Source organism: Paraburkholderia oxyphila NBRC 105797 (genome assembly GCF_000685075.1).
GTDB classification, from domain to species: domain Bacteria; phylum Pseudomonadota; class Gammaproteobacteria; order Burkholderiales; family Burkholderiaceae; genus Paraburkholderia; species Paraburkholderia oxyphila.
The window spans coordinates 25,059-40,510 of record NZ_BAYD01000095.1; the positions used below are offsets into that span (position 1 = coordinate 25,059).

16 protein-coding genes and 1 pseudogene are annotated in these 15,452 nt (G+C 65.5%); 13 read left to right on the top strand and 4 right to left on the bottom strand.

Translation table 11 applies throughout. From position 1 onward, the window contains the following. Positions 1-305 precede the first annotated feature (305 nt). The 6 genes from BO1_RS37450 to BO1_RS37470 all read left to right on the top strand — a co-directional run bounded on the left by BO1_RS37450 (position 306) and on the right by BO1_RS37470 (position 7,526). A complete protein-coding gene (locus BO1_RS37450) occupies positions 306-3,197 on the top strand; it encodes a xanthine dehydrogenase family protein molybdopterin-binding subunit (protein WP_028221950.1) in 2,892 nt (963 codons plus the stop codon). Continuing rightward, positions 3,194-3,925 (top strand): (2Fe-2S)-binding protein, encoded by a 732-nt coding sequence (locus tag BO1_RS37455; protein ID WP_028221951.1) that lies wholly within the window; start codon positions 3,194-3,196, stop codon positions 3,923-3,925. Before BO1_RS37450 ends, BO1_RS37455 begins: the two co-directional genes overlap by 4 nt. Beyond that, entirely contained in the window at positions 3,922-5,166 is a 1,245-nt protein-coding gene (locus tag BO1_RS37460) for a cytochrome c (protein WP_028221952.1), read from the top strand. The genes BO1_RS37455 and BO1_RS37460 overlap by 4 nt, the downstream gene beginning before the upstream one ends. 150 nt (positions 5,167-5,316) lie before the next feature. Beyond that, positions 5,317-5,703 carry an aggregation-promoting factor C-terminal-like domain-containing protein gene (locus BO1_RS37465; protein WP_043288219.1) on the top strand — a complete coding sequence of 129 codons (387 nt, stop codon included), beginning with the start codon at positions 5,317-5,319 and terminating at the stop codon, positions 5,701-5,703. A gap of 581 nt (positions 5,704-6,284) precedes the next feature. Continuing rightward, positions 6,285-6,647, top strand: coding sequence for a hypothetical protein (locus BO1_RS59735; protein WP_156992618.1), 363 nt, complete (start codon positions 6,285-6,287; stop codon positions 6,645-6,647). Between the two features lie 186 nt (positions 6,648-6,833). Beyond that, positions 6,834-7,526, top strand: a complete 693-nt coding sequence (locus BO1_RS37470) for an NnrU family protein (protein WP_028221954.1) — start codon at positions 6,834-6,836, stop codon at positions 7,524-7,526. 311 nt (positions 7,527-7,837) lie between these two features. Here the strand turns inward: BO1_RS37470 and BO1_RS37475 are convergent, their stop codons facing one another. Continuing rightward, a complete protein-coding gene (locus BO1_RS37475) occupies positions 7,838-8,566 on the bottom strand; it encodes a maleate cis-trans isomerase family protein (protein WP_028221955.1) in 729 nt (242 codons plus the stop codon). 70 nt (positions 8,567-8,636) lie between these two features. Next, a pseudogene (locus tag BO1_RS37480) lies at positions 8,637-8,852 on the bottom strand (MFS transporter); the annotation flags it as partial. Positions 8,853-8,888: 36 nt separating this feature from the next. Here BO1_RS37480 and BO1_RS37485 point away from each other — a divergent pair. Next, a complete protein-coding gene (locus tag BO1_RS37485) occupies positions 8,889-9,098 on the top strand; it encodes a hypothetical protein (RefSeq protein WP_028221957.1) in 210 nt (69 codons plus the stop codon). Between the two features lie 22 nt (positions 9,099-9,120). On the opposite strand, the gene BO1_RS37490 is transcribed toward BO1_RS37485, so the two are convergent. Beyond that, positions 9,121-9,387, bottom strand: coding sequence for a hypothetical protein (locus BO1_RS37490; protein WP_028221958.1), 267 nt, complete (start codon positions 9,385-9,387; stop codon positions 9,121-9,123). A gap of 180 nt (positions 9,388-9,567) precedes the next feature. Between BO1_RS37490 and BO1_RS37495 the strand changes: the two genes are divergently transcribed. Beyond that, positions 9,568-9,837, top strand: coding sequence for a MoaD/ThiS family protein (locus BO1_RS37495; protein ID WP_028221959.1), 270 nt, complete (start codon positions 9,568-9,570; stop codon positions 9,835-9,837). A 130-nt stretch (positions 9,838-9,967) separates the two neighbouring features. Further along, positions 9,968-11,182 (top strand): WD40/YVTN/BNR-like repeat-containing protein, encoded by a 1,215-nt coding sequence (locus BO1_RS37500; protein WP_028221960.1) that lies wholly within the window; start codon positions 9,968-9,970, stop codon positions 11,180-11,182. A gap of 162 nt (positions 11,183-11,344) precedes the next feature. Here BO1_RS37500 and BO1_RS37505 read toward each other — a convergent pair whose 3' ends face one another. After that, the gene (locus BO1_RS37505; RefSeq protein ID WP_028221961.1) at positions 11,345-12,442 is read right to left on the bottom strand and encodes a branched-chain amino acid aminotransferase; all 1,098 of its coding nucleotides are present in this window, start codon (positions 12,440-12,442) and stop codon (positions 11,345-11,347) included. Between BO1_RS37505 and BO1_RS59740 the strand changes: the two genes are divergently transcribed. The 4 genes from BO1_RS59740 to ctlX all read left to right on the top strand — a co-directional run bounded on the left by BO1_RS59740 (position 12,443) and on the right by ctlX (position 15,385). Continuing rightward, positions 12,443-12,709, top strand: a complete 267-nt coding sequence (locus tag BO1_RS59740) for a hypothetical protein (RefSeq protein ID WP_156992620.1) — start codon at positions 12,443-12,445, stop codon at positions 12,707-12,709. Between the two features lie 7 nt (positions 12,710-12,716). After that, on the top strand, positions 12,717-13,148 hold the full coding sequence (locus BO1_RS37510; protein ID WP_028221962.1) for an Lrp/AsnC family transcriptional regulator: 432 nt from the start codon (positions 12,717-12,719) through the stop codon (positions 13,146-13,148). A 168-nt stretch (positions 13,149-13,316) separates the two neighbouring features. After that, the gene (locus BO1_RS37515) at positions 13,317-14,396 is read left to right on the top strand and encodes an ornithine cyclodeaminase (RefSeq protein ID WP_028221963.1); all 1,080 of its coding nucleotides are present in this window, start codon (positions 13,317-13,319) and stop codon (positions 14,394-14,396) included. Positions 14,397-14,443: 47 nt separating this feature from the next. Next, positions 14,444-15,385: a citrulline utilization hydrolase CtlX gene (gene ctlX / locus BO1_RS37520; protein ID WP_028221964.1), complete on the top strand. Its 942-nt coding sequence runs from the start codon at positions 14,444-14,446 to the stop codon at positions 15,383-15,385. The last annotated feature ends 67 nt before the right edge of the window (positions 15,386-15,452 follow it).

Here is a 15,452-nt window from a genome sequence, read left to right on the forward strand (position 1 = left end):
AGGACGAAGCCGGCGAGCGCCGCGGACGGTGCGACACGAATGCCCCCGGCCATTGCCCGGGCAGCCGCTATCGCAGGCGGGCTAAAATCCGCTCATACTTGCATTCGAACAGGCTCCGGGTGCAAGACGCAGCAAAGCCATGCGTGCCGCAAGCGCCCATGGCGCCGGGGTTATAAGCGCAATAATAAGTTCCACATGTGATAACCGCTATGGGCTCGAGCGGGTGCGGATGCCAGAATGCGGGCCGCTCCGCAAGGCACAAACTGTCGCCTTGGCGAGTCGCGCACGCACCTGGAGGTCCCCTCATGAAAAGCCACGGCCTGTCACGGCGAGGTTTTCTCAAAGCCAGCATGCTGGCGGGCGTGGCGGTATATGTGGCGCCGTTCGGCAGCCGCGCATTCGCTGCCCTGTTCGAAGAAAAACTCCTCACACCGGTCAAATGGGATGCCGCCAACGGCACACCCAAGTTCCGTATCGATGGCATCGCCAAAGTCACGGGCTCGAAAATCTTCGCGCGCGATGTGCGCGCGTCGGACATGCCCCATTGGCCGCAGCAGCAGGCCCACGCGCTGATCCTGCGCGCGACCCAGGCCGACCGCCTCTATGAAGGCTTCGACCTGACGCTGCTCGGCGACGACCTCAAGCCCGACCGCATCGTCACCGCCGAGGACCTCGAGCGCGACGGTGTCGCGTTCCCGGCGTTCTACGGCGACGACATGCTGCTGCCCGCGGGCAAGACGCCGGCCTACCTGGGCCACGCGGTCGCCATCCTCATCTACCACGACTTCGCGCGCTTCCGCTTCGCGAAGAACCTGCTCAAGTTCCGCGACGACGTGATCCGCTACGGCGCGGTGACCGGGCCGCTCGAACGCGACCCGTGGGGCACCTTCCGCTTCGTGCGCGTGGGCGGCAAGACGCCGTATGACGACGACGTCTATTCGAGCCTGAAGGACGCGCCGATTTTCCCGAGCATGATGCGCAAGCATCTGCCGGTCTGGCCGGACGCCAACGCGCACGGCAAGGTCGACGAGCAGGGCATGGCGTACGCCGCCCAGATCGCCGACGAACTCGATCATCCGTCTGCCGACTGGCTCGTGTTCGACCGCGAGTACAACACGCAGTCGATCGACACCGCCGCGCTCGAGCCCGACAACGCGAACGGCTGGTACGACGCCGCCACGCAGTCGCTGCACCTCGTGGTGCCGACGCAGTCGCCGCTCGAAGTCGCGGGCTCGGTCGCGGAAATGGCCGCGAAGAGCCACTACCCGGTCAAGCAGCTATTCCTGCACCCGTGCTACACGGTGGGCTACGGCTCGAAGGATCACTTCAACGTGCCGTACTACGGGCTCGTGGCCGCGCTCTATGGCGACGGCCGCCCGGTGCGTTTCGCGAACGATCGCTACGAGCAGTTCCAGACCTCGCTGAAACGGCACGCGTTCAAGATGCATTACCGCATCGCCGTGGACCGCAAGACGGGGCTGCTGCAGTCGTTCAAGGGCGACTTCGAGGCGAACGGCGGCGGGCGCTGCAACTTCTCGCCTTCGGTGGCGATGGTGGGCGCGACGGCCGCGCAATCGATCTACTACTTCCCGAAGAACGATTTCGCGACGGTGGCGATCGCCTCGCGCGCGATCGACGCGGGCTCGGCGCGCGGCTACGGCACGCTGCAGAGCATGGCCGCGACCGAGATGGCCATCGACGAAATCGCCGCGCAGCTCGGGGTCGATCCGATCGATTTCCGTCTGAAGAATGCGCTGCGCTCGGGTATGAAGAACACCCAGGGCGCGATTCCCGCGGGCGCGATCCGGGTGGACGACGTGCTCGAACGCGCGAAGGCCCATCCGCTGTGGACGCAGCGCGCGAAGCGCAAGGCCGAGTACGAGGCCGCCAACCCGGGCAAGCGCTACGGTGTGGGCTTCGCCTGCGTGCAGAAGGACTTTGGTACGGGGTCCGAAGCATCGCTCGCGAAGGTCGAGATCGACGAGAACGGCGCCATCACGCTCCATCACACGGGTGCGGAGATCGGCACGGGCATGTCGACCTCGCAGGCCGTGGCCGTGGCGAAGTGGCTCGGCAAGCCCGCGGCGGACATCCGCGTGGCCGTGACCGACTGGCCGGACCTGCCGATGGTCACGAGCGGCGACCCCTACATCATGAGCCAGGCCGATCAGGACAAGTTCAGCGTGAATCCGCGCTGGACGCCCAACATCGCCTCGCCGTCGAGCGCCACGAATTCCGCGTTCTACTTCACGCACAGCACGCGCGAAGCCGCGCGCGCCGTGTTCCGCTATGGCCTGTGGCCGGCGGCCATGTCGATCTGGTCGCAGGGTATCGGCGGCGGGCAGGCCGCGCCGCTCGTCGTGCGCATCGAAGACGCGCGCTGGGTGGACGGCAAGCTCACGGCAGCCGGCCTCGAGCCGCTGCCGCTCGAGCAGCTCGCGAAACAGGCCCACGCGATGGGCCTCGCGACCGGCGCGGTCGTGCACGTGTTCAATCGCTGGCAATGGGCCGAGGCCGAATTCGATGTCGGCGGTGCGGTCGAGCGCCTGCCGATCGACGGCCTTTCGCTGCGTTATGGCTCGGCCAGCGCGAGCGGGAACGGCACGCCCGCCGCCGCCCCGGACGCGGCGGCAAGCAAGGGCGCGCCCGTTGCCATGGCACCCACGACGCTGCCGCCCACGGCGAACGGCTATCGCGTGCTGGACCGCAAGCGCGTGTTCATCCCGCCGATGAGCCGCAACAACGCGGCGGTGACCTACTACAGCGCGGTCGGCACGCTCGTCGAGCTCGCCGTGCACGAGGCCACGGGCAAGGTGGAGCTGCTCACGCACCACTCGATCATGGAATGCGGCAACCAGATCTCGCCGCAGCTCGTCTCGGGCCAGCTGCAGGGCGGTGTCGCCATGGGCATCGGCCACGCGCTGCACGAATATCTGCCGCTCTATGAAGACGGCCCCGGCAACGGCACCTGGAACTTCAACCGTTACCACGTACCGCGCGCCTCGGACGTCGCCGTCTGGACGCAGACCGGCGAAGTGCTGCCGGTGCTCTCCGAAACCGATCCGCCCAAGGGCATTGCCGAAGTGGTGATGATTCCCGTGGTGGGCGCGGTTGTGAACGGCGTCGCGCACGCCATCGGCCATCGCTTCACCGACTTGCCGGTGACCCCGCAAAAAATCCTGGAGGTGCTCGCATGACGCTCGCCCAATCCGCTGCATCCGCGGCCAGCGCCAGCGCCGCCGCGGTGGCTTCTCAGGCTGCTGCGCAAGCAGCAAGCCAACCCGACGCTGCATCTGCCGCGCAACCGGACTCGCAACCCACTGCGCAAGCTGGCGCGGCAGCGCCCGCGCCCGCGCCCGTTGAGCGTCCGCTCGTGCAGTACAAGCCGAAAGCGCTCTCGCTCACCATCAACGGCAAGGAAGTCGGCCCGTTGCAGGTGCCCGAGGGCCTCATGATGATCGAGTTCCTGCACGAGTACGCAGGCCTGACCGGCTCGCGCCTCGGCTGCGGGCAGGGCGTCTGCCATGCGTGCGTGGTCATCCTCGACAAGCCGGACGGCACGAGCGAGGAAATGCGCACCTGCATCACGGGCGCGCACTTCTTCAATGGCCGCAAGATCCGCACGATCGAAGGCCACGCGAAGCGCAACGAAGCCGGCGAGGTGGTCGAGCTCTCGCCCATTCAGCAGAAGTTTCTCGATCACTTCAGCTTCCAGTGCGGCTACTGTACACCGGGCTTCGTCAACGCGGCGACCGTGCTGCTCGAGCGCCTCAAGCGCGAGCCCGTTGCTAAAGCCGATGTCGAAAGCACGATCATGACCGCGCTCGACGGCCACATCTGCCGATGTACGGGCTATGTGCGCTATTACGAGGCGGTGAAGGACGTGGTGATGAGCACGCCCGGGCTCGTGAAGGACGCGGCATGAAGCGCGCTCTCCTCAACCGCCTCGCGCATGGCGTGCTGCTGGCCGCCTGCGCACTCACGCTCGCGGCTTGCGGCCGCGAGGAATCGTCCACGTCGGGCGCGGCGTTCACGTCCACGCCCGAGCAGGTCGCGCGCGGCCGTTACCTCACCAGGGCCGCCGACTGCGCCGCATGCCACACCGCGAAGGACGGCGCGCCATTCGCGGGCGGCGCGCCGCTCGCTTCGCCGTATGGCACCTTCTACGGCTCGAACATCACGCCGGACAAGGATCATGGCATCGGCAACTGGAGCGCCGACGACTTCTACGCCGCGCTGCACGACGGCAACGCGCGCGGCAAGCGGCTCTATCCGTCGATGCCCTATACGTCGTACCGGCAGCTCTCGCGCGCCGACACCGACGCGATCTACGCCTACCTGATGACGGTGAAGCCGGTCGCGCTGGCGAACCGGGAGAACGAGCTGAAGTTCCCGTACAACCTGCGCTTCGGCATGGCGTTGTGGGACATGGTGTTCCTGAAGGATGCGCTGCCCGATGCCTCGGCGGGGCAGTCCGCCGACTGGCAGCGCGGCCGCTATCTTGCGAACGCGCTCGGCCACTGCGCCGAATGCCATACGCCGCGCAACGTGTTCGGCCAGCTCGTCGATGCGAAGCCGCTCTCGGGCGCCGCGCTCGGCCGCGTGGTCGCGCCGGACATCACGCCCGCGGGCCTCGCCGGCCGCGGCTGGACCGCCGCCGACCTGCAGACGTTCTTCAGCGTCGGCATCGCGCCGCAAGGCTCGGCGTTCGGCGAGATGTATCCGGTCGTGCACCTGAGCACGCAGTACCTGAACAAGGACGATGTGCGCGCGCTGTCCGTCTATCTGCTCGGCGACACGCCGCCCGCGCCGCAGCCCGTGAAGGCCGTGGACGCCGACGCGGCGCAGCTCGCGGCGGGCCGCTCGGTGTATCTCGCGGTGTGCGCGGGCTGTCACGGACTGGCGGGCGAGGGCAAGCCGCACGTGGCGGTGCCGATGAACGGCAACTCGACGGTGCGTCAGGCCGATCCGCACAATCTGCTGGTGGCGATGCTCGACGGCATCGATACGCAGAAGTTCGCGGGTCTGGAGGACATGCAGGCGATGCCGGCATTCGCGTCCACGCTCAGCGACAATGAGCTTTCGCAACTGGCGAATTATCTGCGTGCGACGTGGGGTGGACAGCCCGCGAATGTTGCTGCGGCGGATGTGAAGGCGCTGCGGTAGGCGTTGGATTAAGCGCTGTGCGCGGTTGTTTCTGAAAAGCGGGCCTCGATTTTCGAGGCCCGTTTTTTTTGTCTGGCTTGATCGAGGGCAGAACGTTTGCCGTGCGTTAGAGATAGCTTGGCGACTCCGTTAACGACAGGAGATTCGCTGATGGCCGGTACTCACACCCATTCGCATCGTCCGAAAAAGCATCCAAAACACGCTTGGTCGGAGAGATCTGTAAGTATAGTGCCGCTGAGTTCACAACTTGCACTACGGGATGCGATGCAGAAAGAAGGCATTTCACCTTCGGATTACAACGATCTTCTATGGATCATGACCCAGGAATCATCGGGTGTCGTCAACGCGCGCAATGGGGCTTCGTCGGCGCGCGGCCTGTTCCAGTTGCTCCGCGCACAATATGATTTGAACCCGCACGGCGAGGCGTCATTCGGGAACGCGGTTGAAGAATGCCAGGGCGGAATCCGCTACATTTACGGCCGTTATCACACGGCGCGCCGTGCGCGCGATTTCTGGCAAAGTCACCACTGGTATTAAGATCATGCGCACACCATTAAAAGCCGTCGCGTTGCTGTTCCTGTGTACGGCGTCAGGCATCGTTCACGCGCAGCAACCGCCCAAGTTCGAGGACTGTCCCGCAACGGTCGAGGCGAGACGCGCACCTCCACGCCTTACGTTCGATACACGGTCGCGCGAATACAACAGCACGATACGGGAGGCCGCTAGAGGCGCGGTCAATTTCGCTGGGCACTTCGTCCTTGCGCAATGGGGGTGTGGAGCCGGTTGCATTATGGCTGCAGCTATCGACACGAAAAGCGGTCGAGTTACGTCCTTGCCGTTCACCATTTCAGGCTGGCCGTTAGACGTGACAGAACCGCTAACCTACCACGCGAATAGTTGTCTGCTGGTTGTCCAGGGAAGCCGGGACGAAAGCAGGGAGCACGGTACATACTGGTACGCCTTCGACGGCAAGGCGTTCCGGTTGCGCGCAACAGTCCCGGAGCCGGCCCGTTAGGCAACCTGGGAGCGCGGCAAACTGCAATTTCTCCCAATAATCGGGCAATCTCTTTTTCCGACCGGAAACGTTTTCGCCTGCGCACGCCGATACGAGTCCAACTATGAGAGCGATCGCAATATTAGTAACGGCAATTGCGCTAGGTTATATGTTCTTTACGCATCGAGCAGACTCACAGGCTTATAGCTGCGTTCGCAGCACATCACCCGATGGTCGTTATATTGCCGAAGAATGCACGCTTGATTGGGATCGCGGTGACAATCCCAAGTACGTTGGCAGGCTCTATGACGCAGCCTCTGGAAAGTTGCTCGCGCGGCGGACGTTACATACGCCGGTTCCTGGCATCACTTGGGTCAATCAATACCTGTTGTTTTCCAGCGGTGGCGATGACGAGGACATGGTAGCTTTGCCGCTTTCACTCTATGACCGATTCAATGCCGCATATTGGCGACTGACGCGGTGGTAGATTAACAAGACCCGCCAAAATCCTGCTGCACTCGTGATATGAACGCATCATGCGCGGCCGCGTCCCATAAAGGAGTAATCTTCGATACGCTACGCGGAACGCGCACCTAGCCGGTTCCGCGCACGCGCGTCTTCGCACATGAGACCCTTGCGGATTGCCGACGATATGACCTGAGGAGCAGAGCCGATGGGAAGCCTCAACGCAGTCGTGGCGGCGTCAGTCGCCTTCGTGGGCGGTCACTTCATTTTGTCCCATCCGTTGCGCAAGCCTTTGGTGGGCGCGATCGGCGAGACCGCGTTTCAGGGCGTCTATTCGCTGGTCTCGTTCGCGACGCTCGGCTGGATGGTCGTGGCCTATCGCCGGGCTCCGCTGACCGAGTCGTTGTGGGCGGTCGGCGACGGCCTCTGGGCGGTGGTGACGGTGCTGATGCTGATCGCGTCGATCCTGCTGATGGGCTCGCTGATCCGCAACCCCGCATTGCCCACGGGCGGGCGCCCCGGCGCATTTCCGGAAGCGGCGCTCGGCGTGTACGCGGTGACGCGCCACCCGATGATGTGGGCCTTCGCCTTGTGGGGGCTGTGCCACATCGCCGTGTATCCGGTGCCGAAGAACATCGTGGTTGCGGCGGCGATGGTGGTGCTCGCGCTCGTTGGCGCCGCCTTGCAGGACCGCAAGAAGGAGCGGCTGCAGCCCGAGCAGTGGCCCGCGTGGGAGGCGAAGACGAGCTATCTGCCATTCGCAGCCATCGCCGCGGGCCGCGCGCGGCTTGGCGGCTTCGGCATGCACGCGCTGGCGGGCGGCGTCGTGGTCTGGCTCGTCGCCACCTGGGCGCACAGGCCGCTTGCCGGCATGGTCGCGGGCATCTGGCGCTGGCTGTAGTGGCCTGTATTGGGTCCGTGGTTGGCTCGTGTTTGGGTTTGCGTGGTTTGTGGCTGACTGGCGTGCCTCGTGGTGGCCGCGCGAAGGCATCGCGCGGCTGCGCCTCAAAGCTTCGGCCGGTCGGTCGGGTCCATCGACGTTCCCGGAGTGCCCGGCGTGCGGGCGCTCACCTCCAACTCTTGCGCGAGCGCCGCGTGGCGTTCGGCAGAAGGCTTCGCGTGCTGTGCATTGCCCCGCACAGGGGCAACGCTTGCGGCCCGCCGCGAAAACAAGGAAAGGCCAACTCCCAATCGTTCGGCATGGCCCCTTCCTCAAACGACTTCGCTGAACAGACGCCCCCAGCCCATCACGCGGCGCGTGTCGTAGCCAGCGAGTTGCAGCGACTTCCAGACCACCGTCGAGATCGTGTCGTAAACGGGAATGCCCGTTTCTTCCTCCAGCGCCGGCACGAGATGCGCGGCCTTCAGGTTCGTGCAGAAGGTCGAGATCGCGCCGGGTTTGGCCACCGCCACTTCGCGTACCATCTCACGGATCTGGTCCGCCGTGACTTCCGAGAACGAGAAGTTGACCTTCAGGTTCAGGTGCCGCTCGGCGATGCAGTTCAGGCCAACGCTACGGTAGTTGGCGACGATCTTTTCCTGGACGTCGTCGAGGTAGGGCGTGACGAGGCCGAATTCGTCGGCGCCGGTCTTCTTCAGGATCTCATTGAGCGCGAGCACGGAGGTCGTGGCCGGAATGCCCGTGGCCTCGGTGATGCGGCGGCACAGGCGCTCGTCGGCTTCGAAGCCGAGCCAGCCCGAGGAGGTGCCGTTCCAGCCAATCACATCGACTTTCGCGTCGGCCAGCAGTTGCGCGGCCTGCAGGATCTTCGAGTCGTCGAACTGGCCCAGTGCCTGGTCCGAGAGCGAGATCTCCGTCACGGGAAAGCGGGCGAAGTGCGCCGAGACATCGGGCAGGCCCACGACCATCGCGCTCGTGAGCGGCTCGAGCGCGGTGTTGGACGAAGGCGTGAGCATGCCGAGGAGGGTGCGCTTTTCCATGTTGATAGCTCTGTGATGAGGTGTTGAGAGAGTAACGCGATGTGCCGGGGTATCGGGTGAGGAAGTCGCGTCAGACGAGAATCTCCTTTTCGTAATCGATGATGCACGAGCACACCAGCAGGCCAACGCCAGCCGCCGCGAAGAACATCAGCGCGAGGAAGGTCGAGTGAGTGAGCTGCACGATCGCGCCGACGACGACCGGCACCGGGATGCCGCCGATATTGCCGCCGAGATTCATGAAGCCGCCCAGAAAACCGACCTTGTTGCGCGTGCCGAGCGAGGACGGCGACTGCCGCCGGGCGCGCATATCGACGAGCAAGACATGTGCACGGCGTTCGACGTTTCGAAGACGCCTTTGCGTGAGGCGTTGAAGGTGCTGGTCTCCGAAGGGCGCGAGCGTGGCGCCGCCAATGCCGGCTGGCTGCGCTGGTCCGAATCCATGGACGAGCACGAAGCGATACTCGCCGCGCTCGAAGACCCCGCCCACGCCGATCTGCCCCAGATCCCGCGCATGCACTCTGAACAGGTTTGACGCCCGCGTAGCGGCTGCGCGGCTAGCTGCGCTTCGAACGCCTGATGCGCTTGATGACGAGCAGGCATAGCGCCGGCACATGAACGACGCCCATCCCGCAGGCGATCACGGCCCACGGCGGCGCGACGGAGCCAGTCAGCATCGCGCTCACCACGCCGAACCCGAGACCCACGAGCAGCAGCGACGCATGCGCGATGAGCCGTTTCGGTCCTGAGGGCGTGAAGCGGGGAATGTTCGCGTGGACAAAGACAACGATCAAAAGGGCGAGTGTGGCGACCAGGGGGGCCATGAGATTCCTGTGTGTCCTGTGCTTGCGAGGATGAGTCGTTCGCGAGTGCGTACTTCGTGATTGTGCACGGACGAGCGTCGGGCTGTCATGGGCCACGCCGGCGATCACGCGGAAACGCGCGCCAAATCGCCTAAACTACAAAACCGGCGGCGACGGGCCTTTCCCGCGCCGCCACCCGCCATGGCCCACATCTTCTTCGCCGCCTCGATCCAGCGGCATGTCGCGACGCCCGAGCGCGAGATCGATGCGCGCACGCTGGGCGAGGCGCTGGAGGCCGTGTTCGCGGCACAGCCGCGGCTGCGCGGCTACATCCTCGACGATCAAGGCGCGCTGCGCCGGCATCTGGCCGTGTTCATCGACGGCCGGGCCGTGCGCGACCGGCAGCATCTGTCCGATGCGATCGGCGAGGCCAGCCGCGTTTATGTCGTTCAGGCGTTGTCGGGCGGCTAATTTCGGCGCAGATCCGTACTGCGAAGCATGGGTCGCACCAAGCGCTTTGCATGGGGCCGGAGTCAGTGTTGAAGCACTCACGCCGGCCGACAGCTAGAGCGCCAGGTGCGGTTGACAGGAGGCACTCCACATGAGCGATCGATTGCTTGTTGCAACGCGCAAGGGACTGTTCGTACTGCAAGACGATGGCAAGGGCGGCTGGACTTCCAGCGCGCCGCATTTCGCGGGTGAGCCGGTGAGCATGGTGCTGCCCGATCCGCGCGATGGGACGCTCTATGCCGCGCTCAATCTCGGCCACTTCGGCGTGAAGCTGCACCGGCTGCGCGCGGGCCAGACGGATTGGGAGGAGTGCGCGGTGCCTGTCTACCCGCCGCAGCCTCCGGACGAGACCCGCGCAGGCAACGGCGCGAGCGCAAGCGCAAGTGAGGACAAGGCCACAGGCAACGGCGCGCAAAGCCGCGCCGAAACTGCCGTGGACAGCGGCACGGACAACGCGGACGCCGCCGAGCCGCGCCCGCCGTCCCCGCCCTGGACGCTGCAGCAGATCTGGTCGCTCGAGGCGGGCGGCCCGGACGAGCCGGGCGTCCTGTGGACCGGCACGATTCCCGGCGGCCTGTTCCGCTCGGACGACGGCGGCGACACGTGGGTGCTCAACCGTGCGCTGTGGGACCGCCCGGAGCGCCCCGAATGGTTCGGCGGCGGCTACGACGCGCCGGGCATTCATTCGGTGATGATCGATCCGCGCGACAGCCGGCACGTGACGATCGGCATCTCGTGCGGCGGCGTCTGGCAAACCTTCGACGGCGGCGCGAACTGGCGCCTGAGCTCCGAGGGCATGGAAGCCGACTACATGCCGCCCGAGCGGCGCGGCGACGCCAACGTGCAGGACCCGCACCGCGTCGTGCAATGCGCGGCGAACCCCGATGCGCTGTGGACGCAGCACCACTGCGCGATCTTCCGCTCGACCGACGGCGCGGCGCACTGGCAGCGCATCGAGGCGCAGCCGTCGAGCTTCGGCTTCGCGGTGGCCGTGCATCCACGCGAACCCGACACCGCCTGGTTCGTGCCGGCCGTGAAAGACGCCTGCCGGATTCCGGTGGACGGGAAGTTCGTGGTCACGCGCACGCGTGACGGCGGCCGGACTTTCGAGCGCTTCTCGAACGGGTTGCCGCCCGCGCCGGCCTATGACCTCGTCTATCGGCACGGCCTTGACGTCGACGATACAGGCACGCGTCTCGCGATGGGATCGACGACCGGCGCGCTATGGACCTCGAACGACGGCGGCGAAAACTGGCGCCTGATATCCGCGCATTTGCCGCCGGTTTATTGCGTGCGGTTCGGCTGAGGACTCCTGATTAAATTCCCCGCGCGATACCGCTGCCGGTGCCCTGCGTAGCTGAAGGGGGGCGGGCAGACCCGGCGCGCTCTATGGCGCGCCGGTCGCCCGTATTGTGCGGGAGCAGCCGCTGCCGCGCTCGATGCGCGCGGGCATGCCCCCGAAAAGGCTTTACGACTTGACGTTCCAGACCCAGTCTGCCGGGTCGGCAACCTTGCCGCGCTGGATGCCCGTGAGCAGCGTGCGCAAGCGGCGCGTGACTTCGCCTTCGCCGCCGTCGCCGATCGAGAACTCGCCGCCCGCATGGCGCACGCTGCCGATTGCCGTGACGACCGCCGCTGTGCCGCAGGCGAACGTCTCTTTCACGCGGCCCGAGGCGGCGTCGTCGCGCCAGGCGTCGAACGAGTAGGGCGCCTCATTGACGGTGAGGCCCTCCTTGCGCGCGAGCTCGATGATCGACGCGCGCGTGATGCCCGGCAGGATCGTGCCGGACAGCGGCGGCGTGACGAGCGAGCCATCGTCGAGCACGAAGAACACGTTCATGCCGCCGAGCTCCTCGATCCAGCGGTGCTGCGCCGCGTCGAGGAACACGACCTGGTCGCAGCCGTGCGTCGACGCCTCGGTCTGCGCGATCAGGCTGGCCGCGTAGTTGCCGCCGCACTTGGCCGCGCCCGTGCCGCCCGGCGCCGCGCGCGTGTACTGGTCCGAGACCCACACCGTGACTGCCGACTTGCCCGACTTGAAATAGGGACCGACCGGGCAGGCGATCACGCAGAAGATGTATTCGTTGGCGGCCCGCACGCCGAGGAAGCTCTCGTTGGCGAACATGAAGGGACGCAGGTAGAGACTGCCGTCGCCGCCCGGCACCCAGGCACGGTCGATGTCGACGAGCGCCTCGACGGCGCGCAAGAACAGCTCTTCGGGCAAGTCGGCCATCGACATGCGCGCGGCCGAGTTACGGAAGCGCTTGGCGTTTTCCTGCGGGCGGAACAGCGAGATCTGGCCGTTTTCGCCGCGATAGGCCTTCATGCCCTCGAAAATCTCCTGTGCGTAGTGCAGGACGGCGCAGGCCGGGTCGATCTGGAACGGGCGGCGCGCCTCGACCTTCGCGTCATGCCAGCCGATGCCTTCCGTCCAGCGGATCGTGACCATGTGATCCGTGAAAACGCGTCCGAACACCGGATTGGTCAGCCGCGCGGCGATCTCGTCGGCCGGCGTGGGATTCGGGTGCCGTTCCACGGCGATTTCAAGGGGACGGGGGGTGTTCATATGCGTCGTCTCTCGCGGTTATTGATCGAAAAAGCCCAGGCCGATGTTCTATCAGATTTCGCGGGGTTCGGCGAATCGGCTTTGCCGTTTTCCGCCGTGCCGCTGCGGGGCCGGCCATTGCCGGATCGGCATAAACGTGGCAAACGCGACGAAATCGCCGATAATCCGGGCAAATTGCCAACCGGAGCGGGCATTTTGACAAGTTGGCATGGCGCGAGCCCATGCTTCGCTGCATATTCGCAGCTCTCTCGCTCCCGCCAGGAATAATTAAGACATGATCAGCCTCGACGACGTCGACCGACAACTCATTGCGCTGCTGCGCGACAACGCCCGAACCTCCGTCGTCACCTTGGCGAAGCAGTTGCGGGTGGCGCGGGCGACCGTCCAGAACCGGATCGCGCGGCTCGAGGAAAACGGCGTGATCGTCGGCTACACGGTGCGCCTGAAGCCCTCGGCGGAGAAGCACCGCATCCGCGCGCTGATGTCGATCGCCGTCGAGGGCAACCGCGCCGCCGACGTCGTGAAAGCGCTGCGCGGCTATCCGAACGTGGCGGCCATCCACAGCACCAACGGGCGCTGGGATCTGATCGCGGAATTGCAGGCGGATTCGCTCGAGAATTTCGACCGCGTGCTGGCCTCGATCCGCCTCGTCGACGGCATCGCCAACACCGAGACCAGCATCCTGCTCTCGACGCACAAGGCCTGAACGGCCGCCCCCGCGGGCAAGATGCCAGCCGGGCCTGGCAAAGTGGCCAGTTTGCTGCGCGTTTTGCCAGCTTTGCCTGCTTTCTGTTGGCGCGCTTCATCGAAATAATCTCCTCATTGCGCGGCGCACGAGCGCCGCAGGCCGTCCAGCCAACCCAGGAGACATTTCATGACCCGCTTTCTTGACGTTCCCGCCACCAGCAAGCTGATCGCGCAAATCGGCGTGCCTCGATGCCTGAGCGAGCTCGTCGATGCGCTCGAAGCCGATTACCGGCGCTGGGCCGATTTCGATAAATCGCCGCGCGTCGCCTGCCACTCGCGCGATGGCGTGATCGAGCTGATGCCCGTAGCCGACTCGAAACTGTTCGCCTTCAAGTACGTGAACGGCCATCCCGTCAATGCGCAGCGCGGCCTGCATACCGTGATGGCGTTCGGCGCGCTCGGCGACGTCGACACCGGCTATCCCGTCCTCCTCGCCGAGCTGACGCTGACCACGGCGCTGCGCACGGCGGCGACGTCGGTCATGGCGGCGAAACAGCTCGCGCGGCCCGACGCGCGCACGATGGCGCTGATCGGCAACGGCGCGCAAAGCGAGTTCCAGGCGATCGGCTTTCATACGCTGTTGGGCATCGACGAGATTCGCGTGTTCGATATCGACGCGCAGGCGACCGACAAGCTCGTGCGCAATCTCGCGGCGTTTCCGCGTCTGAAGATCGTGCGCGCCCGCTCGACGGCAGACGCGGTGCGCGGCGCCGACATCGTCACCACGGTCACGGCGGACAAGGCCAATGCCACGATCGTCACGCCGGAGATGATCGAGCCCGGCATGCATCTGAACGCCGTCGGCGGCGACTGCCCTGGCAAGACCGAGCTGCACGAGAACGTCGTGCGCATGGGCCGCGTGATCGTCGAATACGAAGCGCAGAGCCGTATCGAAGGCGAGATCCAGCAATTGCCGGCGGACTTCCCCGTGATCGAGTTCTGGCGCGTGCTGCAGGGTGAGGTGCCGGGCCGCGAAAGCGCATCGCAGGTCACCATTTTCGATTCGGTGGGCTTCGCGCTCGAAGACTATTCGGCGCTGCGCTACCTCTATGAGCGCGCGATGCAATATGGCGTAGGCGACGACATCTCGCTGATTCCGCCCGCCGCGGACCCCAAGAATCTGTTCGGGCTGATTGGCGGCCACGCGCCAGCGGCGCCTGCCTCGCCCGTGGCCAGCGTGGTTGAAGCCGTCGTGCTGGCGGATTGAGCGCACCGCATCGCCTGGTTCCCGTTGACCGACACTCGCTACCTTCCATGAGCCTTCTTTCGATTCAGGCGCCGTCCGCTGTCGTGATGATCCGGCCGCACCGCTTTCACCCGAACCCCGAAACCGCGGCCGACAACGCGTTTCAGTGCATGCCGACGCCGGGCGAGGCCACGGCCGCCGACGCCATTGCCGAGGCGGCGCGCGACGAGGTGACCGAAGCCGCGCAACGGTTGCGCGACGCGGGCGTACAGGTGCACCTCTTCGACGACTTCGGCGAGCGCAGCACGCCGGATTCGGTGTTCCCGAACAACTGGTTCTCCACGCACCACGGGGGGCACGTCGCGCTTTATCCGATGTATAGCGGCAATCGCCGGCGCGAGCGGCGCACCGACGTGATCGAGATGCTCAAGGCCGAGTATCGCGTGCAGGACGTGATCGACTTTTCGGGCCTCGAATACGACGATGTCTTTCTCGAAGGCACGGGCGCGATGGTGCTCGATCATGTTGCGCGCGTGGCTTACACGGCGCGCTCGCGCCGCGCCGATCCGGTTGCGCTCGAACGCTTTTGCACGCACTTTAATTTCGAGCCGATGTGTTTCGATACGGCGGGCAGCGATGGTCAGCCCATTTATCACACCAACGTGATGATGAGCGTCGCGACTGACTTTGCGATGATTGGGCTCGATATGATTAGCGATGCCGCGCGGCGTGAGGAGATTCATCGGCGTCTTGCGCAAACTGGCCGCGCTGTGATTGGGCTCGAGAATGCGCAGATTGAGAATTTCGCGGGGAATGCTATTGAGTTGTCGGGGCGCGAGGGGCGTGTGCTGGCGCTTTCTCGGCGGGCGGTTGATTGTCTTTCGGTGGGGCAGCGGAGGGTGATCGAGCGATCGGCGCAATTGTTGCCGCTCGATGTGGCGACCATTGAAATGGCGGGTGGGTCCGTGCGGTGTATGCTCGCTGGGATTCATCTCGCGAAGCGGAATTGAGGGCGCTGGTGCGCTTTCCTTATTCTCGCTTGGTGCTCGGCGCTTTGGCCTTAACTTGTATTCGCGG

What these genes read in the sequence shown, in the direction of transcription:
- BO1_RS37505 (WP_028221961.1), bottom strand. Translation starts at nt 12,442, where the DNA reads ATGAACACCCCCCGTCCCCTTGAAATCGCCGTGGAACGGCACCCGAAT.
- BO1_RS37495 (WP_028221959.1), top strand. Translation starts at nt 9,568, where the DNA reads ATGGCCCACATCTTCTTCGCCGCCTCGATCCAGCGGCATGTCGCGACG.
- ctlX (WP_028221964.1), top strand. Translation starts at nt 14,444, where the DNA reads ATGAGCCTTCTTTCGATTCAGGCGCCGTCCGCTGTCGTGATGATCCGG.
- BO1_RS37515 (WP_028221963.1), top strand. Translation starts at nt 13,317, where the DNA reads ATGACCCGCTTTCTTGACGTTCCCGCCACCAGCAAGCTGATCGCGCAA.
- BO1_RS37470 (WP_028221954.1), top strand. Translation starts at nt 6,834, where the DNA reads ATGGGAAGCCTCAACGCAGTCGTGGCGGCGTCAGTCGCCTTCGTGGGC.
- BO1_RS37510 (WP_028221962.1), top strand. Translation starts at nt 12,717, where the DNA reads ATGATCAGCCTCGACGACGTCGACCGACAACTCATTGCGCTGCTGCGC.
- BO1_RS37450 (WP_028221950.1), top strand. Translation starts at nt 306, where the DNA reads ATGAAAAGCCACGGCCTGTCACGGCGAGGTTTTCTCAAAGCCAGCATG.
- BO1_RS59740 (WP_156992620.1), top strand. Translation starts at nt 12,443, where the DNA reads ATGCGTCGTCTCTCGCGGTTATTGATCGAAAAAGCCCAGGCCGATGTT.
- BO1_RS37455 (WP_028221951.1), top strand. Translation starts at nt 3,194, where the DNA reads ATGACGCTCGCCCAATCCGCTGCATCCGCGGCCAGCGCCAGCGCCGCC.
- BO1_RS37490 (WP_028221958.1), bottom strand. Translation starts at nt 9,387, where the DNA reads ATGGCCCCCCTGGTCGCCACACTCGCCCTTTTGATCGTTGTCTTTGTC.
- BO1_RS37475 (WP_028221955.1), bottom strand. Translation starts at nt 8,566, where the DNA reads ATGGAAAAGCGCACCCTCCTCGGCATGCTCACGCCTTCGTCCAACACC.
- BO1_RS37465 (WP_043288219.1), top strand. Translation starts at nt 5,317, where the DNA reads ATGGCCGGTACTCACACCCATTCGCATCGTCCGAAAAAGCATCCAAAA.
- BO1_RS37460 (WP_028221952.1), top strand. Translation starts at nt 3,922, where the DNA reads ATGAAGCGCGCTCTCCTCAACCGCCTCGCGCATGGCGTGCTGCTGGCC.
- BO1_RS59735 (WP_156992618.1), top strand. Translation starts at nt 6,285, where the DNA reads ATGAGAGCGATCGCAATATTAGTAACGGCAATTGCGCTAGGTTATATG.
- BO1_RS37500 (WP_028221960.1), top strand. Translation starts at nt 9,968, where the DNA reads ATGAGCGATCGATTGCTTGTTGCAACGCGCAAGGGACTGTTCGTACTG.
- BO1_RS37485 (WP_028221957.1), top strand. Translation starts at nt 8,889, where the DNA reads ATGTGCACGGCGTTCGACGTTTCGAAGACGCCTTTGCGTGAGGCGTTG.